Source organism: Kitasatospora sp. NPDC038210, assembly GCF_055600605.1.
This window is the reverse complement of the sequence record NZ_JBVJYK010000024.1, coordinates 85909-111297: the sequence shown is the minus strand read 5'-3', so window position 1 is coordinate 111297 and position 25389 is coordinate 85909. Positions and strand designations below refer to the sequence as shown.

General features: G+C 72.4%; 21 protein-coding genes. 7 read left to right on the top strand and 14 right to left on the bottom strand.

Going from position 1 to position 25389, the window contains the following annotated elements; genetic code table 11:
- Positions 1–1749: 1749 nt before the first annotated feature.
- The 3 genes from ACZ7KX_RS34235 to ACZ7KX_RS34225 all read right to left on the bottom strand — a co-directional run bounded on the left by ACZ7KX_RS34235 (position 1750) and on the right by ACZ7KX_RS34225 (position 5480).
- Entirely contained in the window at positions 1750–2289 is a 540-nt protein-coding gene (locus ACZ7KX_RS34235; RefSeq protein WP_470329879.1) for a GNAT family N-acetyltransferase, read from the bottom strand.
- Between the two features lie 457 nt (positions 2290–2746).
- Positions 2747–3766 carry a hypothetical protein gene (locus tag ACZ7KX_RS34230; RefSeq protein ID WP_470329878.1) on the bottom strand — a complete coding sequence of 340 codons (1020 nt, stop codon included), beginning with the start codon at positions 3764–3766 and terminating at the stop codon, positions 2747–2749.
- Positions 3767–5135: 1369 nt separating this feature from the next.
- Positions 5136–5480, bottom strand: a complete 345-nt coding sequence (locus ACZ7KX_RS34225) for a CbrC family protein (RefSeq protein ID WP_470329877.1) — start codon at positions 5478–5480, stop codon at positions 5136–5138.
- 89 nt (positions 5481–5569) lie between these two features.
- Here ACZ7KX_RS34225 and pip point away from each other — a divergent pair, with 89 nt between their 5' ends.
- Positions 5570–6526: a prolyl aminopeptidase gene (pip, locus tag ACZ7KX_RS34220; protein ID WP_470329876.1), complete on the top strand. Its 957-nt coding sequence runs from the start codon at positions 5570–5572 to the stop codon at positions 6524–6526.
- A gap of 232 nt (positions 6527–6758) precedes the next feature.
- Here the strand turns inward: pip and ACZ7KX_RS34215 are convergent, their stop codons facing one another.
- The 5 genes from ACZ7KX_RS34215 to ACZ7KX_RS34195 form a co-directional block, all read right to left on the bottom strand.
- A complete protein-coding gene (locus ACZ7KX_RS34215; protein ID WP_470329875.1) occupies positions 6759–8567 on the bottom strand; it encodes an AAA family ATPase in 1809 nt (602 codons plus the stop codon).
- Positions 8564–9277, bottom strand: coding sequence for a hypothetical protein (locus ACZ7KX_RS34210; RefSeq protein WP_470329874.1), 714 nt, complete (start codon positions 9275–9277; stop codon positions 8564–8566). Before ACZ7KX_RS34210 ends, ACZ7KX_RS34215 begins: the two co-directional genes overlap by 4 nt.
- 48 nt (positions 9278–9325) lie before the next feature.
- Positions 9326–10399 (bottom strand): AAA family ATPase, encoded by a 1074-nt coding sequence (locus ACZ7KX_RS34205; RefSeq protein ID WP_470329873.1) that lies wholly within the window; start codon positions 10397–10399, stop codon positions 9326–9328.
- A gap of 832 nt (positions 10400–11231) precedes the next feature.
- A complete protein-coding gene (locus tag ACZ7KX_RS34200; protein WP_470329872.1) occupies positions 11232–11834 on the bottom strand; it encodes a hypothetical protein in 603 nt (200 codons plus the stop codon).
- Between the two features lie 354 nt (positions 11835–12188).
- Positions 12189–12563, bottom strand: coding sequence for an aggregation-promoting factor C-terminal-like domain-containing protein (locus ACZ7KX_RS34195; RefSeq protein WP_350519594.1), 375 nt, complete (start codon positions 12561–12563; stop codon positions 12189–12191).
- Between the two features lie 663 nt (positions 12564–13226).
- Between ACZ7KX_RS34195 and ACZ7KX_RS34190 the strand changes: the two genes are divergently transcribed.
- A complete protein-coding gene (locus ACZ7KX_RS34190; RefSeq protein ID WP_350519593.1) occupies positions 13227–13601 on the top strand; it encodes a hypothetical protein in 375 nt (124 codons plus the stop codon).
- A 117-nt stretch (positions 13602–13718) separates the two neighbouring features.
- On the opposite strand, the gene ACZ7KX_RS34185 is transcribed toward ACZ7KX_RS34190, so the two are convergent.
- Positions 13719–14543: an SDR family oxidoreductase gene (locus ACZ7KX_RS34185; RefSeq protein ID WP_470329871.1), complete on the bottom strand. Its 825-nt coding sequence runs from the start codon at positions 14541–14543 to the stop codon at positions 13719–13721.
- Between the two features lie 114 nt (positions 14544–14657).
- Here ACZ7KX_RS34185 and ACZ7KX_RS34180 point away from each other — a divergent pair, with 114 nt between their 5' ends.
- On the top strand, positions 14658–15077 hold the full coding sequence (locus ACZ7KX_RS34180; RefSeq protein WP_350519591.1) for a MarR family winged helix-turn-helix transcriptional regulator: 420 nt from the start codon (positions 14658–14660) through the stop codon (positions 15075–15077).
- 51 nt (positions 15078–15128) lie between these two features.
- Here the strand turns inward: ACZ7KX_RS34180 and ACZ7KX_RS34175 are convergent, their stop codons facing one another.
- The gene (locus tag ACZ7KX_RS34175) at positions 15129–16340 is read right to left on the bottom strand and encodes an eCIS core domain-containing M35 family metalloendopeptidase (RefSeq protein ID WP_470329870.1); all 1212 of its coding nucleotides are present in this window, start codon (positions 16338–16340) and stop codon (positions 15129–15131) included.
- Between the two features lie 148 nt (positions 16341–16488).
- Between ACZ7KX_RS34175 and ACZ7KX_RS34170 the strand changes: the two genes are divergently transcribed.
- Together ACZ7KX_RS34170 and ACZ7KX_RS34165 are read left to right on the top strand one after the other, a co-directional pair.
- Positions 16489–17142, top strand: coding sequence for a GOLPH3/VPS74 family protein (locus ACZ7KX_RS34170; protein ID WP_470329869.1), 654 nt, complete (start codon positions 16489–16491; stop codon positions 17140–17142).
- Positions 17143–17283: 141 nt separating this feature from the next.
- Complete coding sequence (locus ACZ7KX_RS34165; RefSeq protein WP_350519589.1) at positions 17284–17496, top strand: cold-shock protein; 213 nt, start codon at positions 17284–17286, stop codon at positions 17494–17496.
- Between the two features lie 34 nt (positions 17497–17530).
- On the opposite strand, the gene ACZ7KX_RS34160 is transcribed toward ACZ7KX_RS34165, so the two are convergent.
- Together ACZ7KX_RS34160 and ACZ7KX_RS34155 are read right to left on the bottom strand one after the other, a co-directional pair.
- A complete protein-coding gene (locus ACZ7KX_RS34160; protein ID WP_470329868.1) occupies positions 17531–20044 on the bottom strand; it encodes an FtsX-like permease family protein in 2514 nt (837 codons plus the stop codon).
- Positions 20038–20850, bottom strand: coding sequence for an ABC transporter ATP-binding protein (locus ACZ7KX_RS34155; protein WP_402803722.1), 813 nt, complete (start codon positions 20848–20850; stop codon positions 20038–20040). Before ACZ7KX_RS34155 ends, ACZ7KX_RS34160 begins: the two co-directional genes overlap by 7 nt.
- Before the next feature lie 512 nt (positions 20851–21362).
- Here ACZ7KX_RS34155 and ACZ7KX_RS34150 point away from each other — a divergent pair.
- Positions 21363–21632 (top strand): hypothetical protein, encoded by a 270-nt coding sequence (locus tag ACZ7KX_RS34150; protein ID WP_402803724.1) that lies wholly within the window; start codon positions 21363–21365, stop codon positions 21630–21632.
- A 269-nt stretch (positions 21633–21901) separates the two neighbouring features.
- On the opposite strand, the gene ACZ7KX_RS34145 is transcribed toward ACZ7KX_RS34150, so the two are convergent.
- Positions 21902–22666: a VC0807 family protein gene (locus tag ACZ7KX_RS34145; RefSeq protein WP_470329867.1), complete on the bottom strand. Its 765-nt coding sequence runs from the start codon at positions 22664–22666 to the stop codon at positions 21902–21904.
- Between the two features lie 82 nt (positions 22667–22748).
- On the bottom strand, positions 22749–23348 hold the full coding sequence (locus ACZ7KX_RS34140) for a TetR/AcrR family transcriptional regulator (RefSeq protein ID WP_350519585.1): 600 nt from the start codon (positions 23346–23348) through the stop codon (positions 22749–22751).
- 481 nt (positions 23349–23829) lie between these two features.
- Here ACZ7KX_RS34140 and ACZ7KX_RS34135 point away from each other — a divergent pair, with 481 nt between their 5' ends.
- Positions 23830–25383: an RICIN domain-containing protein gene (locus ACZ7KX_RS34135; protein WP_470329866.1), complete on the top strand. Its 1554-nt coding sequence runs from the start codon at positions 23830–23832 to the stop codon at positions 25381–25383.
- The last annotated feature ends 6 nt before the right edge of the window (positions 25384–25389 follow it).

Genomic DNA, 25389 nt, shown 5'->3' with positions numbered 1-25389 from the left:
GGGGGCGGAGGCCTACGGCCTGCAACGGGCCTGGCGGCCCGTTGGGCGGTGCTGACGCACCGCCAGGTGCGGGGGTGCCGCCTACGGCGTCACCATGCGTGGTGTGGCCTAGGCTGCGCCTCGGCGGGTGGGTGGGTGGTTGGGGGTATTCGCCTGCGGCGAATACGTGGGCTTGCTCGGGTGGTTGGTGGCGGGGCTTTGGCGTCGCTGCGCTCCGCCTATCTGGTGGCTTTTCTCCGGGCCTGCGGCCCGTCAATCGGTCGGCTTTCCGGTCTTGTTGGGCTGGTGTTTTCACGGCCCTGCGGGCCGGTTTGCTGGCAGGGTTTCCCGGGCGGCGCCCGGGGGTGAGCGTTGACGATGTGACGCGGAATTCGGGTAGTGGCCCCTTCCCTCCGGACGGGCGGGGGTGCCGGCCGGGGCCTGCGGCCCTCGGCGTTGACGATGTGTCGCGGACTTCGGGTATCAGTCACAACCTCACCCCCGGGCCCTCTCCCCCGGTTCCGGCCGGTGGGGGCGCTCGGGGTGCTTTCGCCTTGTGGTTGCTGGGCCGATGGCTCATCCGGCGCCCCTGGGGCGGGGCCTGCGGCCCTCGGAGGGCCACGGTGGGGTCTCCGGTCCGGCTCGGGCCTCCCCCGCCCCTGTGGCGGGCCCTCACGGGCGCCCCGGACGGCGGTCCCTGACAGGCCCTCAACCGCACACTCCCGACCGGAATCCGAAACGAATCCGGCGGCGATTCTAAGGCGTTTCACCGGCTTCCGAACAGCTCTATCCTACCGATCCCCGAAGGGGCACGGGACGCGAACCGGCAACCTCGCGGCAACCATCCATCCCGGCTCTATCCTGCCGCGCTTCCGGCGAGAATCCGAATTACCTTCCACTCCCTTTCAGGCGGCAATCCGAACCCATTTCGAGGCGCAGCGGCAAGGAATCGAATTCAGGCACGCCGGAAAGGGGCCTACGGCCCTCCCAGGCCGACACCACGACCGCCCTCCCAGGCCGCCCGTGAAAACCCGCCAAGCGTCAACCGGGAAACTCCCGAAGCAGCGACACCAAACCGAACACCGGACCAGGACGGCAGCCACGACGGCGGGCAGGGCGGCAGGCAGGGCGGGCCCGGAGAGGGCCAGGCAGCCCAGGGCCGGAGCGGCCAGGACAGCAACCCAGGGCGGGCACCAGGGCTTCCAGGGACGGCGGCCTGGACAGCGGCCAAGCCGGGCGCAGCGGGACGGCCTGGCGGCCGACCAGGACGGCGGCCAGGGCGCAGCAGCGGGGCAATTTGACGGGTGGGGCCGGTGCTGACGAGCCGTCCCCAGGCCCTTTCTCCCCGGACGCCGGTTAGGCCGTAACCACCCCCGCGCAGACCGGGAGGTCTGCCGTTCCGTCTCCAGTGCTGGACACTCCGGTACCCGCCCCACCCACACACCACCGTAGAAGCCCCCACCGACACACCCCTCCGGCCACGCCAGGGCAGCGGGACGGCCTGGCGGCCGACCAGCACGGCGACCCGGCCAGGAACCAGGGCGGGCACGGGCACGGCCCGGACGGCGGCGAGGACGGCGGCCAAGCGCAGCAGCACGACAGCGGTCGGCGGGACTCGGGTGACCTGTGACAGCGAAGTCCGGACGGTTGTCACCGAAGTTGGGAACAGCGCCGGTTTGTGACAGCGAAGTTGGGCGCACTGGCGCACGCGGCGCGCCGAGATCGACGGTCGATCGGTGGCCTCGTAGATCCGCGCTGTCGAGCGCGTGCTCAATCGGACGGCGTGATGGGGGACCACAGGCCGAGCCACTGTTCGGCGCCCCAGGCCTCGAACCGCTCCACCTCGGTGAAGCCCAGCTTCGCCGCGAGGCGCATCGAGGCGACGTTTGCGCTCTGGGTGGCGAGCACTACTGGTTCGCCGGGAAGCGCGCCGGCGAGCCAGTCGAGCGCCGCCGCGCACGCCTCGGCGGCGTACCCGAATCCCCATGCCCGCGGCAGGAACAGGTAGCCGAGCTCGGCCGTGCCCGCGGCAGCCGGGCGACGGTTCCCTGCTGCTCTCCTGAGCAGGATCTGGCCGATCATCGACCCGTCGAGCTCGACGACGAAGCTCCCGGGCCACCGCTCGGGCACCTCGGGCATCTCGCGCTCGAGCTCGTCACGCGGCTGGGGGCCGCCGAGGTAGGTGTGCACCTCTGGCGAGGCGAGCAGTTCGATGAACGCCGTACGGTCCCGGGGCTCGGGCTCACGGAGCACGAGCCGCTCGGTCTTGATCGGCTCAGGCGGCCAAGCCACGGGTCCAAGCTCAGTCATGACGGGCAACCTACCGCACGCCCGCCGGCAGGAGCCTCAGACGAGCGACGAGACCGATCAGTCCCAACTGCCGTGCCACAAACCAGCGATGTCCCAGCTTCGGTGACAATCATCCCAACTTCGCTGTCACAGATCATCGGGCGAGGCCAGCGGACCGGCGCAGCCCGGTACAACACAGGGTGCAACACACCCACCCACCTCCACCCCCGGCCACATAACACCAGGTCAAACCCGCAACACGACCCCGCGTTGCACCCCCGCGCTGCACACCCACCACCAGCCACCAGGCCACCAGCCGCCGTGTCCCGTGCCATCGAACCTTGACCGATTGCCACCGAAGGTTGACGGGTGGTGGTTTGTGTCAGCGAAGATTGACCGCCCAGGTCAGGTCCGTCGAGTGGGCCTCCGCGTACTGTGCCCGGGACACGGTAGACGTCACCGTCCCGTCTCCAGGTGGTCAGAGCAACAAGCCGCCCAGCCAGCTGGAGGGGAACCAGCCCTCCAGGGAGCGCAGTTCGGGTTCGGTGGCGGGATGGGTTGCCAAGATGGCGTGGCGCACCTCGCCGCCCCCGCTGAGGGTGCTCAGCCCGCCGCCGGCGCCGGCCAGCGTGATCGTGAGGCCGTCGCGCTGCAGGACGTATCGGTTCACTCCGTCGGACCAGAGGCCGCCCGGCTGCGGCAGGCAGGGGGTGAAAGGGCTGGTGGTGAGAGTCTCACCGTCCGCGGACAGCATCGGGCGGCCGCAGGGGTCGCTGTAGCCCGGGGAGACCGTCTCGACCGCGGCCTTGTCGAAGCCGTTGCCGAGTCCGCCGCTGCCGGCGTAGATGTCCGCCTGGTCGCTGAGCACGAAGACCGCCCGATGCCCATCCCAACTGATCCCGGTGATCTGCACATCCGCCGAAAGGACCGGCTGCATCAGGGACCGGGACGGGATGCCGGCCCCGCGCAGCAGGTCCTGGACCCCCAGCTCCCGCTGCATCGCCCGCAGCGGGAACGCGAGCACGAACACGCCCAGCAGCGTGCCGACGGCCGCCAGCAGGGCGGTGCGTGAGCGCAGCACCACGGCGCCTGCCACGGCGAAGGACGGGAGCGCGAACACCAGCACGCTCAGCAGGCCCGGGCGGAAGGGCAGTAGGAAGGCCAGCCCGTGGGTAGCGGCGAGGTCGAGCGCCATCGGCGCGGGTGCCAGCAGCCAGCACCATCGGGGGGCGGACGGCTGCAGGGCGTGGACACTGACGAAGTACGCGGGTATGACGACCGCGAGCGTCACCACCAGGTGCAGGATTCCGAGGACGCGCCCCCCGCCGCCAGGCTCGAAGTGCTGGACGGCGCTGCCGATGACCACCGAGATCAACGACGGCAGGGCGCAAGCCGCACCGAGGGTGAGGACCTGCCAACGCTGGTTCGAGGGCGGACGAACCGGAGCGCTCCCCTGCGCCGTGACCACGTACCGATCGTGCCGTTCGACCGCGGTCATCGCTTCCCCCTGGCGTTCGGTGCGTTCGAGCCATCAGTGGGACGAGCGCGTGCCGATCTTGGTTGCGGCAGCCGGGCGGGTGTACCGCGAAGTCTCGAGAATTCCCTGGCTCGTTCCGCCGAGCGCCTAGCGGCCGTCCTGCGTCGGAAGGTCGTATCCCAGGGTTCCAACGACCGTCCGTTCGGGTCACCGGCACGACGCGCGGCGACTGACCTGGGCGATCAACCTTCAGTGACACAAACCGTGCAGACGTCAAAGCTCAGTGGCACACGGTCAAGGTTCGGTGGCACGGGACACCCCGGCCGCCGAGCACCACCACCAGGACCAGCCCTCCGAGAAGGCCGGCCTTCACGATGGCCACCAGCACCTGGCGGTCGTCGGCACCCCCAAGGCAGCCACCACCGAGCAACAGCCGCGGCCCCGCCCCGCCACCCTGTCCCGCCCACCTGTCGCGCCCCCACCACGCACCGGGGAACAGGGGTATCCGCCCACGTCACAGCACGCGACAGCAGCACGCAACAGCAAGCGCGACAGCCCCCACCCACAACCCAGGACGACGCCGGGACAGCCTCCCGGACCACCACCAGAACAGCCTCCACGGCGGCCTGACGGCCACCCAGCCGTCCAGCGAGGGGCGCAGCGGGACGACGTACGACCCGGGATGACGGCGCAGCCCGGACGGCGGCCAGCACGGCGGGACGGCGACGGCGGCGGCCGAGCAGGGACACAGCAGGCCCGGACCAAACCGGGCCCGACCCGCGCACCGCCCCGGCGGCGTAGCACCGACTACATGCCCCGCGCGGGCCATCCGGCGACGGGGCCAGCCCGGCGCGCCGGCGGCCAGCGCGCAGCCACCGGACCGCCCCCGAGACGCGCTGAGGACCACACCAAAGACCACGCCAAGAGCCGCACCAAAGAGCACACCAAGGCCACTCCAGGCCGCACCGGCGGCCACCCGCACCACACCACTGAAAACCGTCAGCGCCACGCCAAAGGCACCGGAAAACCAGCCATGAAACAGCATCGGAAAACAGCGCCTAAAACAGCGGGAAACAACACCGCATTCCCATCCAGGCACCACCCCTTACCCCTGGTATGGCATGCCCACGGCGAACACGCACAGCAATCAGACCCGCCCACAGCCACCAGACCCGCCCACAGCCACACCCCGCCAACAGGGTCCAGCCCACCAGGGGAGAAACGCCCAAAACAGGCTAAAACACCCCGGTCGGTGGGAACAGGTCACACTAAGCAGACAGGCCCGCCACGACACGGGCGTCGGCATCGTTCAACCGGCAAAGGACCGACGACTTGTGGCTCGCTCCGACACAGGCGGGGTGCCACCGGGCCCATCACCCGGATCCAGGGGCTACGTGGCGTCTGCGTATGCGAGGTGGGTGCCACAGACCCGGCACTGGAAGAGGTAGGCGGTTGGCTGGCCGTTCTTGGACAACGCCATGAGGTACTGCTCGGCCTGCGAAGAGGACCAGGGGCCGCAACTGAGCTCTTGCCGCAACGATGCCCATGCTTCGGGGCGGGCCATGAGCTCGGCGGCGCCGGCGCTCCCGAGGAAGGCAGCGCCGTCACCGCAGTGGATCAGCCAGCGCTCCTGCTGCCACCCGCTGAATCCCGGCGTGCGCTGCGTGATCGCGAACAGCAGGTCCAGCGGAACATCGTCGACCACCTCCGTGAACTGGGCCTCGACGCACACCACAGGCTGAGATCGAAGATCGTTTCGTTGCGCTTGTCGAGAGTCGGCTGACCCCCAACGGGAGGACCGCTGGGCCGCCTAGGATCGAACGCATGACCCTCTATGCTCCGACCGAGCCGTACGACTCCGGGTTACTCGACACCGGTGACGGCAACCGGATCGCCTACTCCCAGCTCGGCAACCCTGAGGGGAAACCCGCCGTGTACGTGCACGGCGGCCCCGGGGCGGCCACTGTACGACGGCCGCTCAGGGCCTGGGATCCGGACGCCTACCGGGTGATTCTCTTCGACCAGCGCAACTGCGGCCGCAGCACCCCGCACGCCAGTGACCCGGCGGCGGACATGAGCCTCAACACCACGCAGCACCTGATCGACGACATGGAACTGCTGCGCGAACACCTCGGCATCGAGAAGTGGCTGCTCAACGGCGCTTCCTGGGGTGTCACCCTGACGCTGGCCTATGCGCAGCAACACCCCGAGCGGGTCAGCGAGATCATCGTCCAGGCCGTGATGACGACCAGCCGGGCCGAGCTCGACTGGCTCTACCGGGGTGCGGGGCGCTTCCGTCCCGAGGCCTGGGACCGGTTCCGCGCGGGTGTCCCCGAGGAGGAGCGGGACGGCGATCTGCTCACCGCGTACGCGCGGCTGATGGAGCACCCGGACCGCGCCGTCCGGGCCAAGTCCGCCGCCGACTGGCTGGCCTGGGAGGACGCGGTGATCGCCGGCGAGCCCAACAACTCGCCCGGCATGTACAGCGACCGGGGGGTGGACGAGCAGATCGCCTTCGTCCGGATCTGCTCCCACATCTTCAGCCACGGAGCCTGGCTGGACGATGACCAACTCATCCGCGACGCACCCAAGTTAGCTGGCATCCCAGGCGTCATCGTGACCGGCCGCCATGACATGGGCTGCCCGCCGCAGACCGCCTGGGAGCTGGCGAGGAACTGGCCCGGCGCCCGGCTGTACATCTCCGAGGACTCCGGACACGTCGGCAGCCCGAGCATGGTCCAGGTCGTCCACGATGCCATCGAGGAGTTCAAGACCCGTTGACCGCCCGACCCCAGACAACTCAGCCGCTCCGACCGACACCACCCAGACCAAGCAGCCCATCGGCTGAGTGACTCGACCACTGGTCGGGGCGGCTCCACAACCGCCCCGACCGGCAAACCCTGTCTCGACCGCACCAAGGACCGTATCGAGGGCCGCACCGGGCCACACGAGCAGCACCGGCGGCGGCCGGGCGCGCGGCGGTCACGGACGGCGGTGATTGGGGGCCGTCAGTTCAGCTCTGGTCCATGGGGAAGAGCGTCTCGTTTGGCTGCCGGGCAGCGGGGAGAGCCGCGACGCTGGGGGAGTTGCGCAGCTGGGGCAGCTCCATCATCAGAGTGATCAGGTCGCCTGGCGGGGTGTGGCCTCCGGAGCGCTTGCGGAGGAACTCCTTGAGGTGGACCTTTCGGGCCGGGATCGTACGGGCCCAGTTGCGGAAGTTGCCGTGGGCGGCGTGCTGGTCGGCGAAGGCGATGTCGCCGGGGTCGGCTTCGGCCCAGATGGGGTGGTAGAGGGGGATGACGTCCAGGACCTCCTCGGGGGTGAGGCGGGCCAGGCGCTGCCAGATGAAGATCCTGGAGGAGAGCATCGGTTCCTTGCGCAGGGTCTGGTAGCAGCCTTCTCCGCCGACGAAGACGACGGCGAGCTGGGTGTAGGGGTCGTCCCAGAGGTGGCGGACGTACTCCAGCTGGTCGCTGGAGAGCCATTGGGCCTCGTCCAGGACGAGGGTGCGGGGGTGGGTGGCGAGGGCGGTTTTGAGGAGGTGGTCGAACTCGCCGGCGTAGCGCGGGGGCTGGCCTGGTAGTTGGAGGCTGGTGAACAGTTCGTGGCGCGCGGCGCGGGTGGTGGGGCGGGCGTGGAAGGTGATGCGGTGGATCTCTTCGCCGGGTTCGAGTTCGCGCAGGCAGCTGGTCACGGCGACGGTCTTTCCGAAGCCTGCGCCGCCGTGGATGCACATCATGGCGCGGGCGGCGATGGTGTCGGCGAGGTTGTCGCGCACGGTGAGCAGCGCGCGGGTGGCCACGAGGCGGGCCTGGGGCAGGGTGACGTACTGGTCGGTGGGTGCGGGTGGCAGGCGGCGGGTCACGGGGCGTCCTGTCCTGGTGGGCCGGGGGGCGGTTCTCACGGTGGCGGGGGTGGGCCAGTCCGCGGGTGGCGGGGCGGGTGGGATCAGGTCCGGCAGGGCCAGCGCGGCGAGGTCGCTCTCGTGGTGGCGTGACAGTTCCCGGGCTGTCTCGGCGGCGGTGGCGGCATGCAGGCGGTGTGGTGCGGTCGGGGTGGTGGCGGGAGCGAAGCGCTGGTGACGCAGGTGCTCGGCGGCCTTCGCTTCGGCCCGCAGGCGCTGGGCGCGCCGGGCGCGGGCGCGGCGCAGCGCGCCGAGTTGTTCGGGGGTGGCGTGGTCGGCGAGGTGGGCGGTGCCCAGGCGGCGGCCGGCGGGGTCGCAGATTTCGATCTCGTGGGTGTGGTGGGGCATGAACCGGACCCTGACCTCGCGGCCGGCCTGTCCGGTCATCCAGTCGGCGAGGTAGTCGCGGTTCTTGAAGCGCACACCGTGGCTGGTGATGACGCGGGTGCGGCCGTCGTCTTCGAGCGTGAACGACCACAGATCCGTGGGCGGGATGTCGGTGAGCGGTGTCGGATCCTGCTGCCAGGCCTCACGTGGGGTGTGACCGTTCAGGCCTTGGGGGTGGTGTTCGGTGTTCCACCAGGTGACGTAGGCCAGGACTTCGGCGGTGAAGTCCTCGAAGGACAGGGCGGGGGCAGTGGGGAGGCGGTCGGGGCGCCGGCGGGGCTGCTTGGTTCGGTAGCCGGGCAGGGGGTTCTCGATGCTGCCCTTCAGGTGGGGGCTGTAGGCGGGCAGGTCGTCCACGGTCGTCCCGAACGCGCCGAACGCGGCGGTGACGGTGCGGGAGAGGAAGTCCTTGCCGCGGTCGATCCGCACCATCTCCGGCCGGCCGCCGATGGGTCCGTACGGGCCGGTGCGCAGCACCGCGGAGCGCAGCGCCGCCAGGACCGAGGCACGTGAGGGGGTGCCTGGGGTCACCGCCACCCCGGTGATCGCTTTGGTTGCGCAGTCGATGAACCAGGTGACGTACGGGCGTACCAGCTGGCCGTCGGCGACGACGCGCAGCGGGGCCTGGACGTGGTCGCCCTCCCAGACGTGGTTGCCCAGGTGCGGGGGCGTTTGCCGAACACGTCGAACGCGCGGGCCGCATCGGGGCCCTTGCGGTACCCAGCCCGCTCCCCTGCCGTCAGGTCCAGGCGCACCGCGCGCAGAAACGTCGACAACGAGGGCACCGGATCCAGCACGGGCACTGCCGGAGGCGGGGCGCCCCCCGGGACGGGCGTGGGCTGGGCGGCGTTCATGCCGAGCGTCTCGGGCCCGGCGGCGGCTCGAGCACGGGTGAGGAGCTCGCGGTGGACGGCGGAGGCGTTGCCGTGCCAGTAGGCCAGCAGCACCCGAACCTGTGGGGTGATCTCGAAACGGGTTGCCCTGCGGGCACCAGGGCGGGCGGCCGTGTCCGGTCTGGTCGTGGCTTCGGCCAGCCAGCGCCACACCGTGCGCTCCGAGACACCAAGGCACTGCGCCGTCAAGCGGACGTGACTGCCGGTGAGTTCACGCCGAGAGCGCAGATCCAGCAGGATCCGTACGGCCGGAGCACGCAGCGCGGTCAACGACACCGCGTCCAGGACGGTCTCGCGCTCGGCGGTCGAGGATTCCGGAGAGTCCGTGTCGGGGGTGGTCGCGTCCATCGCGGTCCTTCCCACCTGCCTTGCGGCAGCGCGGCGGTTGGAATGTGGTCAGAGGGTGGGGCCCAGCCGGGCGCAGGCCCACGTGATCAGCTGACGGTCCACGGCTCGGGAGGGACGACGGTCCCGGGCGGCATAGACATGGGACGTGATCTTCGCCCAGGTACGCAGGTTCCCCCTCGCACAGGTCTCGTCCGCATGCAGCAGGTCCTCGTCGATGGCTGCATCCCACAGTGGATGAAACAGCCGCAGCACGCCCGGGACCTGGGATGACTCCAGCCGTGGCATGTGTTGCCAGGTCAGGACTCGAGAAGCCAGGGCAGGCGCCCGTTGAACAGTGCGCTCGGCGCCGGCGCCGCACAGCACCAGCGCGGCCCTGGTCGTGGAGACGTCGGCGAGCAGACGCAGATAGTCCAGCTCCGGGGCGGCGATGCGCTGGACATCATCGATCACCAGCACGCCCGGGGCCTTCAGTGCGTCGATCAGCGCGCGGTCCGTTGCCTCAGTGCGGTGGGCCAAAGACTGGACGGGCAAGCCGTAGGCCGTGAGCAGCGCGGCACGCAGCTGCGGAAGCGCCGGCTTCACCGGCACCTGTACCCGGCGTACGGGAAGACGGCGAGGCAGTAACCGCAGCGCCTGATGGACCGCCACCGACTTCCCGTGCCCGGGATCGCCGTAGACGCACAACACGCCCCGCGCAGCCACCGTATGAGCCAGAGCCTCCGTCACCTCACCCAACTGCCGGGTCGACACCAGGTGGGCCCCGGGCGCGTACAAGCGCACCCCGTCGAGCAAAGCCGGTAGGGAGGACGAGTCAGAATCGCTGTTCGCGCCGGTTCCCGTCACGGGCTCCGCCGCTGGAATACGGCCAGCGTCGGCATCGGCCATGCCTGGCAACGCCAGCTCGGCCACCGCCCGGTCATAGCGGTCAGGAGCGACATGCCCTCGAGCCGGGCGGGCGATCTCCAATACGCGCCCCTGGCTCAAGTCCCGTCGTACCACCCGTATCACGGTCGCAAGGGAAGGCACCGACGTGTCACTGGCCGCGCGGCCGGCCTGCTCCTCGGTGAGCGACCGATACAGGGCCGACACGTTTCCGCCGAGGTCCGCCAGGCGGGCCCACATCTCCTCGTCCAGAGAGAATCCCCCCGCGCCGAGACTCCGGCTCGACCTGCGCGTCGCGTCCACTGGCCAGCCAGCGCCACACCGTGCGTTCCGACAGCCCTGCGGCCTCGGCCGCAATCCGCACATGCACCCGCGACAGACCACCTGCCTCGTCCACGGCCAGCAGGCGGCGTACCACCGCCCCGCGCATCACACCCCGTACAGACCCATCCGCGCCTGCAGCACCGGATGCCGCAACCAGCGAAGACGAGGAAGACCGACCAACCGTCATGGCCACCAGCACACGCCCCACACCACGAGCGAGGCACAGGAACAGCCAATCCCATGACAGAGACCGTCATGCATGCTAACGACGCCATAGCAGTCGAAAATCAACCCGTGACAGTGCAAACGATCAACGCGTCCAGGCTCGTGAACAGCAACAACACCCCGACACGCCGATCACAGCGACTGCCACCAACCCACTGCCACCCCACCGCCCAGTCACAGCCCACAACCCTCGTCGGCACACCGGACGAACTCATTGCCCACGAGGAAGCAGCCCACGGCCGCATCAACGGTTGAACGACGAACGGCGGGCGGGTCCGCGGCGGTTGGCCGGGCGACCGGGCGACGGGTCGGCGGCGTCGGGGGGGTGGGGGTGAGCTGCTGGTGTTCTTCTTGTTGCGAGGGAGATGATCTCTCGTCAGGCGTCAGCGGTGCTGCCAGAGCGCGCCCTCCTTTCAGTAGGGAGAGTTCGTGCGATCCGGGCCTGGCGCTCCATTGGTCGGACGAGGTCCGGTGCCCGTACGGGTGCCGGCCTCGTCTGCGTTGGGCGGGGCCGGGTGGTGGGTCAGCACTTCAGGTGGGCGCTGGTGGTCGCCTGGTTGATGCCCTGGAAGTCGTTGATCCAGAACCGCACGTCGGATTCGGTGGGATGGGCCGTGCCGCAGCTCTGGTTGAACGGGTAGTCGATCGACCCGCCGGTGTCGGTCAGGTGCACGCGGCCGTAGGACGGGCTGTCGAACGAGTGCTTCTCGTAGGCCCAGTGGGATCCCTTGATTCCGACGAACGAGAATCCCCTGGCCTGGTCGGGCAGGTCGCGGAACTCGACGGTGAGGAACACCAGGGGGCCTTCGGTGTGGATCCGGGTGCCGGTGATCTGGATCCGGCAGAGGTCCGCGACGCGGGGGACGGTGGCGGGGAGCTGAGTGCAGATCTGGGCCAGCCACGCGCGGGCGACAGCCACTTCCCCGTGGAAGCAGTTCACGATGACCGTCCAGCTGCCGGCGTTGTTGACGGCGCAGGCTTCCTCGGGAGTCTGGGCGACCGCGCTCGGTACGGCTGCGGGTGTGACGCTCTGTGCGACGGTCGCGCCCGTGGTCTGGAGGCCCACCAGGGCCACGGCGGCGGCTGCGGGCACCGCGAGGGAGCGCCAAGGGCGAGGAATCTTCATCGGAAGTCCTCCGATTGTGCGTGTGGGATCGCGGGGAATACCCGGCTTCACGCGGGGATTCCTCACTCTCCGTCAAGAAGAGGCTTCGTATAGAAACAACGCTAGCGACTGCACTATTGAGTGGCAATTGCAGAAGATTCAACAGAGGGGATCGGCGGAGGGATTCGGCCCGGGCGCTGGGGGCGGTTGCGCAGGGTGTCCGGCGCGGCCTGGCGGGCTGTCAGGCGGTGGCCGGGGCCGGAACGGCGTGAGGGCCCGGCTCCGCGCGGTTGCGCGGGGCCGGGCCCTCACGGGTCGCCCCGGTGACACCTGTCCGCCCCCGGGGTGGGGGGAGGAAGATGCGACGGTGTCGGCTTAGTACCAGTGGTGGGTCTGCCAGAAGGCCCAGGCGGCGTTCGGGCTGCCGTAGCGGGAGTTCATGTAGTCGTAGGCCCACTTGATCTGGGTCTTGGGGTTGGTCTTCCAGTCGGCACCGGCCGAGGCCATCTTGGAGGCCGGCAGCGCCTGGCCCAGGCCGTAGGAGCCCGAGCTCGGGTTCGTCGCCGTCACGTTCCAGCCCGACTCGTGGGAGATGATCTGGCTGAACGAGGCCAGCTGGTTCGCCGGGACGATCTGGGCGGCGATCGCCTGCGGGGAGGCGGTGGCGGCGTTCGCGGTGGCGGGCAGGACACCGGCGCCCAGGGCGGTCAGACCGGCGGCGCCGACGAGAACGGCGGCAGAGGTACGCATACGGAGCTTGAAAGCGGGCATGTAGAGCAGGACCTCAATCGGGTTGGGCCGGTGTCGCACCCCGTCTCGACCGCGGCCGGACAGGGGCCGAAACGGTCACGGGGTGTGACACGGCGCTTAGCCGCAACCGGCGGGACAGGAGCCGGTGTGGCTGACGACGAATGCCAAGGTGCCAGACCGCGGCAGCCCCTTCCAAGGCCCCCTCGCTACGACCCGCCGTCGTAGCGAGGGGGCCTCGGAACGGCCCGGGAAGAGCGTCCGCCTCGCCCCCGCAGGCCTGCCCCGACCTGCGCGAACACCTCTCACCGGTCCGCGTGGAAAGGTGCGGAACAGTGCGAAACGGACAGCACTACCCGCCGTCGTTCATGCCGTACCCGTGTGAGCACCCTCACCACCCGCGGCCCCCGCACCGCCACCCACCGGCCCTCCCCCGCCACGCCCGGTCACCGCCGCGCCCGCGATCCGAGACGCGCACCACACCCGGTGACGGGGAGGGGAGGAGGGATGGCCGGGGAACCGGGGACGGACGAGGGAGGCAGGGGGACGAGGGGGCGGGCGCGCCCGGGGCGGCGGGTGGGGCGGGACGGGGGGCAGGGGGCGCGGATAATGACCGCAGGCCAGGCGCCGGTGGGTGCGGTGGTTCGACGAGGAGGCGGAGGACGGATGACCCTGGAGGAGGGCCGGCGCGTCAGGCTGGCCGAGGACGTGGGGATCGGTGAGGCGGTCACCGCGGCGTCCGGCGTCGCCGTCGGGTTCCTCTCGGTGGGGGCCGGGGCCGAGGGCACCGTCGAACGGGTGGACGGGGAACTGCCCGAGAGCGACGAGGTCCGCGAGTACCGGCGGCTCAAGGCGCTGTTCGAGGACTACGGGCACACCATGCCGACGGCGAGCCGTGAACGGCTGGAGGCGCAGCTCGCCGCGCTGGAGCCGCAGTGGGCCGCCCACCGGGAGCGGGGCAAGCGGGTGACGGTCCGGGTGCGGCTGGACAACGGCCTCGTCCTCGACGGGGCCCACCAGGACGTCCTCACCCTGCTGTGACACGCCGCCCGCGCGTGCAGCCCCGTACCGGCGCGGTACGGGGCTGCGTCATGTGAGGGCCGAGGCTGCGGTCCGAGGCTGCGGTCCGCGGCGCTCAGCCGCGTGCCCGGGGACGGGTCACCCGGCGACCCAGGCGGCGGTCAGGGCCTGGACGGCCGAACCGTCGAGGTCCTTGAGCTTGGCGGCGGCGAAGGCGCTCGCGGCGTCGGAGGTGAGCAGCCGGAAGGCGGGGCGCTCGGCCGCGAGCTGGTCCACGATCCTCGCCGCCACGTCCTGCGAGGTCTGGGCGGCGGCGAAGGCGCCGCGGGTGCGCTCCAGGTAGGCGGCGAGGGCCGGGGCGTACGGTCCGGCCTGGTCGAGGGCGTCGTCCGGGAGGCCCACGTTGGCGACGAACTCGCTGGCCACCGCGCCCGGCTCGACCACGCTGACGGACACCCCGGCGGTGGCCGCGACCGGGGCCAGGGACTCCATGAAGCCCTCGACCGCGAACTTCGCCGCGCAGTAGGCCTCGTTGAAGGGCTGGCCGATCACGCCGCCGACGCTGGTCACGGTGAGCACGCGGCCCCCGCTCGCGCGCAGCAGCGGCAGGGCGGCCTTGGTGACGTGCAGGACGCCGAAGAAGTTGACCTCCATGACGGCGCGCACGTCCTCGACGCTCTCCTGCTCCAGGGTGCCGACGTGGCCGGCGCCGGCGTTGTTGACCAGCGCGTCCAGCCGTTCCAGGCCGGCCAGGCAGGCGTGGACGGAGGCGGGGTCGGTCACGTCCAGCGCCCGGACCTCGACGGTGGCGCCGGCGTCCTTCGCGGCTGCCAGCAGTGCGTCGGCCTTGGTGGTGTCGCGCATCGTGGCGATCACGTGCCAGCCGGCGCGGGCGGCGGCGACGGCGGTGGCCAGGCCGATGCCGGAGGACGTGCCGGTGATCAGGACGGTCTTGGTGCTCATCGGGGGAACCTCCGGAGGCTCGGGAAACACATGCTTATGGTTCATAACCAATATGAACCATAACTATGTGGGCCGATATTCCACCCTGTCAAGCACCTGGCTACGCTGGACCCCATGCCCGATCCATCGGATGAGCTCGCCAGGGAGGTCGTCGGCCTCTTCGCGGCCGTCAACCGCCGCTACGCCCAGGAGTCCGAGGCCGCCGCCGCGGTCCACGACCTGACCCCGCTGCAGGCCAAGGCCCTGCTCGCCGCCGAGACCCCGCTCCCCACCCGCCGCATCGCCGAGCGCCTGCACGCCGAGCCGTCCAACGTGACCGTGATCATCGACCGGCTCGAATCGCGCGGCCTGGTCGAACGCGGCCCCGACGAGACCGACCGCCGGGTCAAGCGCGTCACCGCCACCGCGGCCGGGCGCGCCGTCGCCGCCGACCTGCGCGCCCGGATGCCCTTCGCCGGCGACCCGCTGGCCCGGCTCGCGGCACCGCAGCGCGAGGCCCTGCGTGACCTGCTGCGGCTGATCCTGGAGACCTGACGGCGGAGATCTGACGGGGGTGGGCGGCCGGGCAGGAGGCGGCCGGGGGGATCAGTCGGAGTCGCTGTCGGAGTCGCTGTCCGACGCGCTCTCGGAGTCGCTGCCCGGGCCCAGCGAGGCCGTGCCCGCGTCGTCGGCGAAGTACTCGTAGTTGTAGGCGCAGTCGACGGCCTCGTCCGGTGAGCTCCGGGCGAAGGCCTCGGCGGCCGCGCGGCCGAAGCCGCTGTCGTCGTGCGTGTCGTGGACGGCGTGCGTCGCCTCGTGCACCAGGGTCAGCGCCCGCTGGCGCTGGCTGCCGGACCAGAACCTGCCGGCCACACTGATCGGGCCGCCCTGGACGGTGTAGGCGTGCACGCCCTCCTCGTTGCCGACCATCATGTTCGGCTGGTGGTCGTCGATCACGATCGTGTCGAGGATGTCGGAGGCGCCTTCGTACACGCGCTCGATGCGGTCGAGAACACCCACGTCGTCGTGCTCCCCGAAGTACCGCACGAAGACCCGCGCGCCGAGCGGATCGTCCAGCTCCCGCAGCTCGTAGAGCAGGCTGATCGCCTCCTCGATGACGGCCTGCGCTTCCTGCACGGCCTGCTCCACCTGCGTCCGCCGGTCCTCGCCGGCGACCTCGACGGCGGCCCGCTGGAGCGCCCCGGCCCGCACGCCGCCGTGCCCGGACGCCTCCCGCTCCTCCCCCGCCGCCCGCCCCGCCGGCGCGGCCAGGGCCCGGACCGCGTTGGCCTCGGCCTCGCGTTCGAAACGGTCCGCGGGATCGCTGATCCTCAGACCGGATCCGTCGTCGGTGCCGGCCACCGGCCCCGAGCGCTGCTGGATCACATGGGTCAGCTCGTGGGCGAGCGTACGGCGGTCCGCGCCGCCCTCGCCGATCACCACGTGGTTGCCCGAGGTGTAGGCACGGGCCCCGATCCCGGCGGCGGACGCCTTCGCGGCGGGGCCGGTGTGCACCCGGACGTCGGAGAAGTCCGCGCCCAGCCGGCCCTCCATGTCGGCCCGCGTCCGCTCGTCCAGCGGGCGCCCCGCCCCGCGCAGCACCTCGTGCACCGCGGAGCGCTGCACGGCGGCTGCCGGGAGTCCGTCGCCGGCCAGCATCCTGGCCACCGCCGCGTTGCCGACGCTGCGCTGCAGTCCGTGCAGCACGGCGGCGGACGGCGGACGCGCGGGCACCCGCCCGGCCGCGCCGGCCTCCGGCCCGGCGGCGCGTCGCGGTCCCGCCGAGGATGTCCGCTCCGGCCTGCGGTGTGCGTGCATGGGCGTCTCCGTCCCTACGCGAAGCCAACGCTGCCTTCCTACCGGGGGCGGCCGCCCCCGGGACAGGGCCGCGAGGGCAGGCCCGGGGCCGCCGGCCCTGCCCCGGCGGGCGGGCCCCGGCGGCGGGGCCCGCCGTATCGTCGGTGCCATGAGCCGAGGACTGCATCTGGACGCCTACCTGCTGGCCTTCGACACCCGGGCCCAGTCCCTGCAGGACCGCACCCGCGCCGGCTTCCTGGTGCGCGCCGCCGCCCTGGCCGAGCTCGCCCACCGTGGCGCAGCCGCCGAGGACGCGGCGGGCCGGGTGCGGATCCTCTCCTCCGCCGCCACCGGGGACCCCGTCCTGGACGCGCTGCTCGCCGAGGTGGCCGAGCGGCCGCGCAGCTGGAAGTCGTGGATCCGGCGCGGACGCGAGGACACCCTGGAGGCCGTCGAGGAGCGGCTCGCGGTGCTCGGCGCGGTGACCGTCGCCGACCGCGACCCCTACGGCCCGGTCGTGCCGCACCGGCCGGTGACGATGGAGGACCCGCGCGAGGCCATGGACCTCCAGGCGCGGGTGGCCGCCCTGGTCCGCGGCGACGCCCCGGTCGCCCGGGCGCCGTTCACCGACGCCGCCCTCGCCGCGCTGGCCGCCCACGGACACCTGCGGCTGGTGCTCTCCCGGCACGACCGCCACGCCCACGCCGACCGGATCGCCGCGCTCACCGACCGCCTCGCCGACCCGGCGCCGGGCCTGGCCCGGGCGGTGGCCGGACTGAACCTGACCATGATCGCCGCGCAGGGCGGCATGGGCGGCGGCTGACCGGCCGGACGGGCGGGGCGCGGGGCCGCGCCCCGGTGGCGGGTGACCGGCGCCGGGACGCGCGTGACGTTTGGCACCCGATCCCTCACGGAACGTGAAAGGATCGTGGTCGGCAATGGTTCACATCGGCTAGGGGAAGACATGGCGGAGCGTCAGAACGGCACGGTCAAGTGGTTCAACGACGAGAAGGGGTACGGGTTCATCACCCCTGAGTCCGGGCCCGACCTGTTCGTTCACTTCCGTGCGGTCGAGGGAAGCGGCTTCAAGTCCCTGGTGGAAGGACAGAAGGTCAGCTTCGAGGCCGTGCAGGGCCAGAAGGGGATGCAGGCCGACAAGGTGCGCATCGAGCAGTAGCCGCCGGCTCCGGGCGGGCGGTCGCGGCCGGGTCCTACTCACGGGCGCCCACGGCCTCGACCGGCCGCCGCCGGGTCGCCCGCACGGTCGCCACCACCGCGGTGCCCACCGCGACGAGGGCGCACAGGGCGACGGCCCCCGCGATCCGCGCCCACGGGACGACCGTCGTCGCGCCGTCCACCAGCCGGGCCAGCGAGGCGTGCTGGGTCACCGCGGCCAGGACGGTCGCCACGGCGGCCAGGACGGTGCCGACGACCACCGCGACGGCCGTCTCGGCCGCGGCCACCCTGACGACCTGTCCGCGCACCGCGCCGGCCAGCCCGAGCAGGGCGAACTCCCGCCGCCGCCCGGCCACCGCCATGACCAGCGTGTTGGCGACCGCGATCAGCGCGTAGGCCAGCGCCGTCCCCAGGATGACCACCGCGGCGTTGTCCGCCTGCTCGGCGGCGTGCGCGCGCTGGGCCTCCAGGTAGGCGCCGTAGGGCACCAGGCGCGCGCCGGAGCCGGCCAGCACCCGGTTCACCTCGGCGGTCTGCCGCTCGTCCAGCGGCCGGCCCGCACCCGCCGCGGAGTCCAGGTAGACCCGGCTCGGCGGCACCGCGCCGGTCAGCGTCGAGGACAGGTAGGCGTCGTCGCCGTGCAGGCCCCGGGCGACGACCGCCGCGACGACCACCGGCACCCGCGCGCCGGTCGGCAGCAGCGCGACCACCCGGTCCCCGACCGCCAGGCCGTCGGACTCGGCCGCGTGCTCGTCGACGACCAGGAAGTCCCCGGGCGGCGCGGCGAGCGAGCCGGAGCGCACCGGCGGGGTGACGGTGGTGCCCAGCGCGGACGCCGGCACCGCGACGGTGCTCAGCGAGTCGATCTGCTCGCCCCCGGCGGTGCCGATCCGGACGTTCATCGCGGTGACCGGGGTGACCCGGACCCCGGGCACGGCCGCCAGCCCCTCCAGCGTCCGGGCGTCGATCCCCGGGCCCGCGGGCACCACCACGCCCGCCGCGTGGACCTCCTGGCGCTGGCGGGCGAGCGCCGCGGCGTCCCCGGAGCCCTGCGTCGTCAGCAGCGTGGCGACCAGGCCGACGGCCACCACGACCGGCGTCACCGTGGCGGCCGTACGCCGCCGGGAGGTCAGCACGTTCGCGCGCACCAGCATCGGGCCGGCCTTGGCCGAGCGGCGCAGCGGGCCGGTCAGCAGGGCGGTGACCGGCCGCAGCAGGACCGGGGCCAGCAGGGCCACCGCGCCGACGTACAGCACCGGCACGGCCTGGTACTTGCGGACGCTGGCCGCCAGGTAGGGCTGCGTGGCGGCGATGACGGCCCCGGTGGCGACCGCGCCGGCCAGCAGGGCGGCCCCCAGCAGGCGGCGCACGGGCGTCATCGTGCGGCGCTCCACCGCGCCCTCGCGCAGGACCTCGATCGGGCGGATCAGCGAGACCCGCACCAGGGTGGCCGCCGAGCCGGCCAGTGCCGCGGCCACCCCGACGACGAAGGAGACCAGCAGCGGCAGCGGGTTGAGCGGGACGGTGAACCAGGACGGGGCGACGTGGTGGCCGAGCATCCAGGAGCGCAGCGGCACGGTGCACAGCGGGGCCAGGGCGCAGCCGGCGGTGGCGGCGGCCAGGCCGATCAGGAGTGCTTCGCCGAGCACCATGCGCCGCACCTGGCGGGGGGCGGCGCCCACCAGGCGCAGCAGTGCCAGTTCGCGGCGGCGCTGTTCGGTGGCGAAGGCGAAGGTGGCGATGACGACGAACACCGAGACGCAGGTGGCGAGTCCGGTCGTGCTGCCGGCCATCGCCTGGGCGTCGGCCAGTGCCTGGGCGCCGCCGGTGGGGTCGGGGTCCAGGCGGGTGCGGCCGTCGCCGTCGAGGAGGACGGCGCGGCCGTGCAGGAGGGTGGTCAGTTGGGCGGGGTCGGCGTCGGTGACCAGGGCGTTGACGCCGGGTGACAGGCGTCGGGCCTCGGTGTCGCTGAAGAAGACCGCGTTCTCGAACCAGCGTGCGTCGGTGACGGCGACGACGCGGTAGCGGGCGGTGCCGTCGGGGGTGGCGGCTTCGGCCCGGCGTCCGATCAGGGAGGGGTCGCCGCCGCCGACGGCGATCTCGTCCGGGGCCTGGGGCGGGTGCCCGGCCGTCAGGTGGTAGCCGGCGAAGGCGGCGGAGGACCAGGGGTGGCCGGTGGTCTCGGCGGGGGCGGCGGGGCCGGCGCCGCGGTCGGGGGTGGGGTCGGGGGTGGGGTCGGGGCTCGCGTCGGGGGTGAGGCGGACCGGGAAGCTGCGGTCGGCGGTGGTGTTGCCGGCCGCGGTCACCTGGGCCACGACCTCGGGCGGCAGGACCGCGGGGGCCTTCATCGGGTTCCCCTCGAAGCCCTCGGGCGCGACCACGGCCGGCGCGTGCGGGAAGCGCTGCGGCCCCGGGTGCGGTGTGCCGAAGGTGGCGGCCAGGGTCAGCGTCATCATGCCGACCATCGTCGTGCCGAGGGCGAGGGCGACGAAGGCGCCCAGGAAGCCGGTCAGGCGTCGGCGCAGGGTGGCGGCGGCGATCCTCAGCACGGGTGCGTCCCGCTGTCGCCGGGCTCCAGCGCGGCCATCCGCAGGGCCACCGTCTCGGCCGTGGGCCCGATCAGTTCGCCGGTCACCGCGCCGTCGGCGAGGAAGAGGACCCGTTGCGCGTACGAGGCGGCCGACGGGTCGTGGGTGACCATGATCACCGTCTGGCCCTGCTGTTCGACGACGTCGCGCAGCAGGGCCAGGACCTCCCGGGCGGTGCGCGAGTCCAGCGCGCCGGTGGGCTCGTCCGCGAAGACGACCTTGGGCCCGGTCACCAGGGCGCGGGCGACGGCGACCCGCTGCTGCTGGCCGCCCGAGAGCTCGGCGGGCCGGTGGCCGCCGCGCTCGGCGAGGCCGACCCGGGCCAGCGCCAGGTCGATCGCGGCCGGGTCGAGCGGGCGCCCGGCCAGGCGCAGCGGCAGTTCGACGTTCTGTCGGGCGGTCAGCGCCGGGACCAGGTTGAAGGACTGGAAGACGAAGCCCATGTGCGCGCGGCGCAGCACGGTCAGGGCACGTTCGGAGAGTTCGTGCAGCGGTGTGCCGTCGAGCAGGACCCGGCCCGCGTCGACCCGGTCGAGGCCCGCCGCGCACTGCAGCAGCGTCGACTTGCCGGAGCCCGAGGGGCCCATGACGGCGGTGAAGGTGCCGGCCGCGAAGGCGGCGTCCACCCCGTCGAGGGCGCGTACCCGGTTGTCGCCGCGGCCGTAGGTCTTGTGCACGCCGGTCAGGCGGACGATGTCGCCCGGTGTCGTCGCACCGGCGTCGGCCTGGTGCGAAGTCCCTGCCGGTAGAGCCTTGTTCCGGAACACGCGCTCGCCTTCTCCCTGGGGCACCGGGTGGGGCGGCGCCTCGGCCGCCCGCCGCGCCGACGCTAGGGCCGGGGGCGGCGGCCGCGCCTCCGGGCCGTCCCCGATCTTGTCCCTGAGGGGCCCCTGACCCGGGGCCCGGGTGGGCGGTGAAGGTGCCGGGGGTGGTGGCGGTCGCGGTGACGGGGGTGGTGGCGGTGGGCGAAGGGCGGGGTGGCCGCCGGGGTATCCGGGCCGATCAGGGGTGGTGTCCGGGGCGCCGGCGCCGGGGGCGGATTCCCGCCTCCTGCCCGGGTACGTGGAAGGGCCCATGCGCCTGCTCCGCCCGACTGATCCCCGGAAGGTGCCCGTCGGATCCGCATTTCCGCAGGTCGGCGCGGTGTTTCTGACGAGCTGTGAGGTCCGCTCGGGCGGCGGCAGCGCTTGCGGGGGGTCGCGGCGCATGGCTGTCTGAAGTCGTGACGGGCCGATCGGCGCCGTCCCTTTGAATCCTGAACTCCGTGGAGGAGATTCCCATGCGTGCTTTCAAGCGTGTTCTGGCCGTCGGCGCTCTGACCGCCCCGCTCGTCATCGGCTGCGCCGGTCTGGCCTCGGCCACCGAGGGCCTGAGCGCGGACTTCGGCAAGGGCGGGTTCATGGCGAACCAGAACGGCGCCGGCGTGGCCGCTGTCGAATCCGCCGTCTCCCCCGACGGGGTCTCCCACGCGGGCTTCTGGATCCTGGCCGACGACAACGGCGTCTCGGGCTCGTTCGCGGGCTCGGGCGCCACGTGGAGCAACGACTGACGAAGCCCGGCCGCCGCCCGCCCGGACCGGTCCGGGCGGGCGGCGGGCGGGCCCGGGGCGCGGTGGACGCGGACGACGTGAACGGCGTTGCCGCTTGCGCCCGGACCGGCGAAGGCGGCGCGCGGTGCCCGGTGGGACGGGTACCGCGCGCCGCCGGCGCGTGTCCGGGGTGTTCCCGGGGGTCTTCCGAGGTGCCCGGGTGCTCCGAGGGGGTGTTCCGGGGTGTTCCGGGGTGTTCCGGGGCTGCTGTCCGAGGGGGTGGTCTGCCGTCAGACCTTGAGGCCGTGGCGGTTGACGTACCAGAAGTGGAAGCCGAACAGCCCGCCCAGCACCACCAGCCACTGCAGCGAGTTCACCAGGGGCACCACGTCCACCGGCAGGGTGCAGGCCAGCGTCACCCGGATCCCGGCGTCCGCGGCGAAGCCGAGGCCCCAGACGGCGGTGAGCGTGCGCAGGTGGCGGCGGAAGACGGCGTCGTGGTCCCAGCGCCCCACCCACTCCTCGGCGCCCGCCTCGCCGAGCTTGGCGGCGACGATCGACCGGGCCGCGGTCAGCATGAACGGACGCCGTGTCGCCAGGGTGCCCAGCACCCAGAGCCCGAGCACGCCGAACACCCAGCTGTCGCGCACCAGCAGCACCCGGGGGCTGCCGCTGACCGTCGCCATCAGCGCGCCGAGCGCGATCATCAGCAGGGTGAAGGCGGGCATCGCCTCGATGCGGCGGCTGCGCACCATGCCGAGCACCAGCCACGGCACCAGCAGCAGGCCGCTGACCAGGAGCGCGGCCCACTGGCTGAGCCCCAGGCCCTGCAGCAGGTAGAACCCGCCCAGGGGCAGCGCCAGTTCGAGGACCAGCGACCGGGCCAGCAGCCGCTTGGCGGCCCGGGCCTTGTGGTCCTCGTCCGGTGCGGGCCTGCCCTGCCCGGATCCGTTCGGCACGGACCCGTTCGGTGCGGACCCGTCCGGTGCGGACCCGGGCGTGGTGCCCTGCGGATCGGTCTCCTGTCCGGCCGGCTTGCTCACGGTCTCCCCCATCACACTCGCCCCTCCCATGACTGCCCCTCCCCTGTCCTGTGCGCCCCGCCGGCCCGCCGGCCCGTCGGCCCCGGCGTCCCGATTACGGTTCGGCCCGGGTGGCCCGGTCGAAGATGTCCGCCAGCTCGCGGCCGGCCGCGGTGACGTCGAAGGCGGGATCGCCCACCCAGCGCATCACCACGGCGTCGACCGCCCCGCGCAGCGCGACCAGCATCAGCCGGGGGTCGAACTCCCGGAACTCGCCCGCCTCCTGGGCTTGGCGGACGGCCTGCTCCTGGCCGTCCATCAACAGCTGCAGGGAGGCGTTGTAGCCCACCGTGGCCGGATCGTCCCCGCCGAGGTTGGGCAGCACCTCGATCAGCGCCTTGAGGTGCCGGGGCCAGACCGCGAGCAGCTCGACGTTGGCCTCGACGAACGCCCGCAGCCGGGCGCGCGCACCCTCGGCGGCGCCGACCCTGGGCGCCATGAACGCGCCGGTCACCCTGGTCACTTCGGCGACGACCTCGTGCATCAGGTCGTCCTTGCCCGCGAAGTGGTACGAGATCATCCCGGTGCTGCTCAGCCCGGCCTGCTTCGCGATCCGGCTGAACGACGCCTTCGCGTAGCCCTGTTCGGCGACCACCTCGATCGCGGCCTGCACGATCTGTGCCCGGCGTCCCGACTCGGTGAACGTCCGCCCCATCCCCACACCTCCTTGCTCGTGCAAGCTGGTTCTTGCTTGCCCGAGCAAGACTGTAGAGCAGTTTGCTCAGCCGAGCAAGAACTTGCGCGACCAAGCAAAGTGCGAGCGCCCGGCTGCCGGACGCCCCCTGACGCACACTCACCGCCGACGGGTTCAAACGCCCCCTGCATCCCCGGAAGGGGCGAGCCGGCACGAAGGGCGCGCGAAGGCCGGTTCGCCACCGAAGTGATTCCGGCGGAACACCGGCCTGCCCCCACGCTTCCGAGCGCTCTTACCGCGACGGACACCGGCGGTGATCCTGGCTGCGGGCCCGGTCGTCGGCGAACTGTGCTGCCGCCCGGCGACCGCGGCGCCGTCCCCTGCGCGAGCGGCGCCGCCCCCGGTGAGGACAGCGCCCCCGGCGAACGGCGCGACCGCCCCGACCTGTCAGGGAACCGCAAGCGGCACCTCCGGGGGCCGCGCTCCCGGAAGGAACCCGTCCTTGGTCATCGGAATCCCGCTGCCCCGCGGCCTCGCCGCCCTGGGCACCGTCCTGCTCGCCGCCACCGCCGCCGTCCCGCTGACGGCCTCCCCCGCCGCCGCGGCCTCCCCCGTCTGCCTGAGCGGCAACCTGCAGTACGACTACCAGTCGGCCGAGGACGGCACCGCGAAGCCCACCAGGACCAAGCCGGTCCGCAACGCCGACGTCGCGCTGTGGGGCAACGAGAAGTCCACCGACAACGCCCGCCAGCTCACCGCCGACTACCAGTACACCGCCGTCGGCGACGGAGGCTTCCACCTCTGCTACACGCCCGTCACCACCACCTCCATGAGCAGCATGTGGGTGCGCTTCCGCACCGAGAGCACCAAGCTGTGGAAGATCAGCGACACCACCGGCACCCCCTACACCCTGGACTCCCCCGTCCGGACGAACGTCTCCGCCGACACCTCGCTCGGCACGCTCAAGCCGGCCGCCGCCACCGCCCGGGCCTGGCACGCCTTCGACACCGTCAACCTCATCTGGTGGAACCGCAACAACCCCACCAGCGACTGCTGGTCCTCCCACGAGGCGAACAGCAACGCCTGCACGGAGCTGAACGTCCAGTGGACCGACGGCTCCTCGGACGGCCCGTACTACGACCTGGCCGGCACCGTCCACCTGGCCTCCGGCGACCCGGACTCCGAGCACACCGTGCTCCACGAGTCCGGCCACTTCCTGATGCACCGCCTGTACGACGGCAAGTTCCCGGTCGCCACCAACTGCAGCCCGCACTACATCGCCCTGGCCAGCTCCGCCAGCTGCGCCTGGACCGAGGGCTTCGCCGACTCCGCCGCCGCCTACCTGCTCGGCGACAACCGCTACGTGTGGCCGGACGGCAGCAGCTACCCGTTCACGTACACCACCGGCTGGAACACCGGCGACCAGGTCCAGGGCAACGTGGACGGCTCGCTGCTCGACCTGTGGAAGAACCTCGACGGGGGCTGGAACGGCACCATCGCGGTGCTCACCACGCACGCCCCGTCCACCTTCGCGGACTACTTCACCACCGGACGGCCCGCCGGCAACCTCGCCACCAACGCCTCCGCGCTCGCCCGCCTGGCCGCCCACACCATCGACTACGGGCCCACGATCGTCGGCGACAACCAGTACCACGCCCTCACCGACGGCGGCGGCCTGGCCCTGGAGCACGCCGGCCAGTGCGCCGCCACCACCGGTGTGGTCGCCGACCTCAACACCTACGACGCCACCCGCGCCTCGGAGCGGTGGAAGTTCGACACGAATGCGGACGGCACGGTCAGGATCTACGACAGCTGCCCGACCCCGCTCACCCTGACCGCCCCCGGAGCCGCCGGGGCCCAGGTCACCCTGAAGGCCTTCGACTCCACCGACACGCACCAGAAGTGGAAGGTCGCCCAGAACACCAGCGGCACCTACACGATCACCAACCCGGCCACCGGGTACGCCCTCGACAGTGCCTCCGTCAGTGCCGGCGCCGCGGTGACCGTCAACCCGGCCGGCAGCGCCAACAGCCAGGCCTGGGCCACCCTCGGCTGAGGGCCG

Bases quoted from the DNA above. Each gene is read 5' to 3' on its own strand.
- ACZ7KX_RS34235 (WP_470329879.1), bottom strand. From the start codon at position 2,289: ATGACTGAGCTTGGACCCGTGGCTTGGCCGCCTGAGCCGATCAAGACC.
- ACZ7KX_RS34230 (WP_470329878.1), bottom strand. From the start codon at position 3,766: ATGACCGCGGTCGAACGGCACGATCGGTACGTGGTCACGGCGCAGGGG.
- pip (WP_470329876.1), top strand. From the start codon at position 5,570: ATGACCCTCTATGCTCCGACCGAGCCGTACGACTCCGGGTTACTCGAC.
- ACZ7KX_RS34210 (WP_470329874.1), bottom strand. From the start codon at position 9,277: ATGGACGCGACCACCCCCGACACGGACTCTCCGGAATCCTCGACCGCC.
- ACZ7KX_RS34205 (WP_470329873.1), bottom strand. From the start codon at position 10,399: ATGTGGGCCCGCCTGGCGGACCTCGGCGGAAACGTGTCGGCCCTGTAT.
- ACZ7KX_RS34200 (WP_470329872.1), bottom strand. From the start codon at position 11,834: ATGAAGATTCCTCGCCCTTGGCGCTCCCTCGCGGTGCCCGCAGCCGCC.
- ACZ7KX_RS34195 (WP_350519594.1), bottom strand. From the start codon at position 12,563: ATGCGTACCTCTGCCGCCGTTCTCGTCGGCGCCGCCGGTCTGACCGCC.
- ACZ7KX_RS34190 (WP_350519593.1), top strand. From the start codon at position 13,227: ATGACCCTGGAGGAGGGCCGGCGCGTCAGGCTGGCCGAGGACGTGGGG.
- ACZ7KX_RS34185 (WP_470329871.1), bottom strand. From the start codon at position 14,543: ATGAGCACCAAGACCGTCCTGATCACCGGCACGTCCTCCGGCATCGGC.
- ACZ7KX_RS34180 (WP_350519591.1), top strand. From the start codon at position 14,658: ATGCCCGATCCATCGGATGAGCTCGCCAGGGAGGTCGTCGGCCTCTTC.
- ACZ7KX_RS34175 (WP_470329870.1), bottom strand. From the start codon at position 16,340: ATGCACGCACACCGCAGGCCGGAGCGGACATCCTCGGCGGGACCGCGA.
- ACZ7KX_RS34170 (WP_470329869.1), top strand. From the start codon at position 16,489: ATGAGCCGAGGACTGCATCTGGACGCCTACCTGCTGGCCTTCGACACC.
- ACZ7KX_RS34165 (WP_350519589.1), top strand. From the start codon at position 17,284: ATGGCGGAGCGTCAGAACGGCACGGTCAAGTGGTTCAACGACGAGAAG.
- ACZ7KX_RS34150 (WP_402803724.1), top strand. From the start codon at position 21,363: ATGCGTGCTTTCAAGCGTGTTCTGGCCGTCGGCGCTCTGACCGCCCCG.
- ACZ7KX_RS34145 (WP_470329867.1), bottom strand. From the start codon at position 22,666: ATGGGGGAGACCGTGAGCAAGCCGGCCGGACAGGAGACCGATCCGCAG.
- ACZ7KX_RS34140 (WP_350519585.1), bottom strand. From the start codon at position 23,348: ATGGGGCGGACGTTCACCGAGTCGGGACGCCGGGCACAGATCGTGCAG.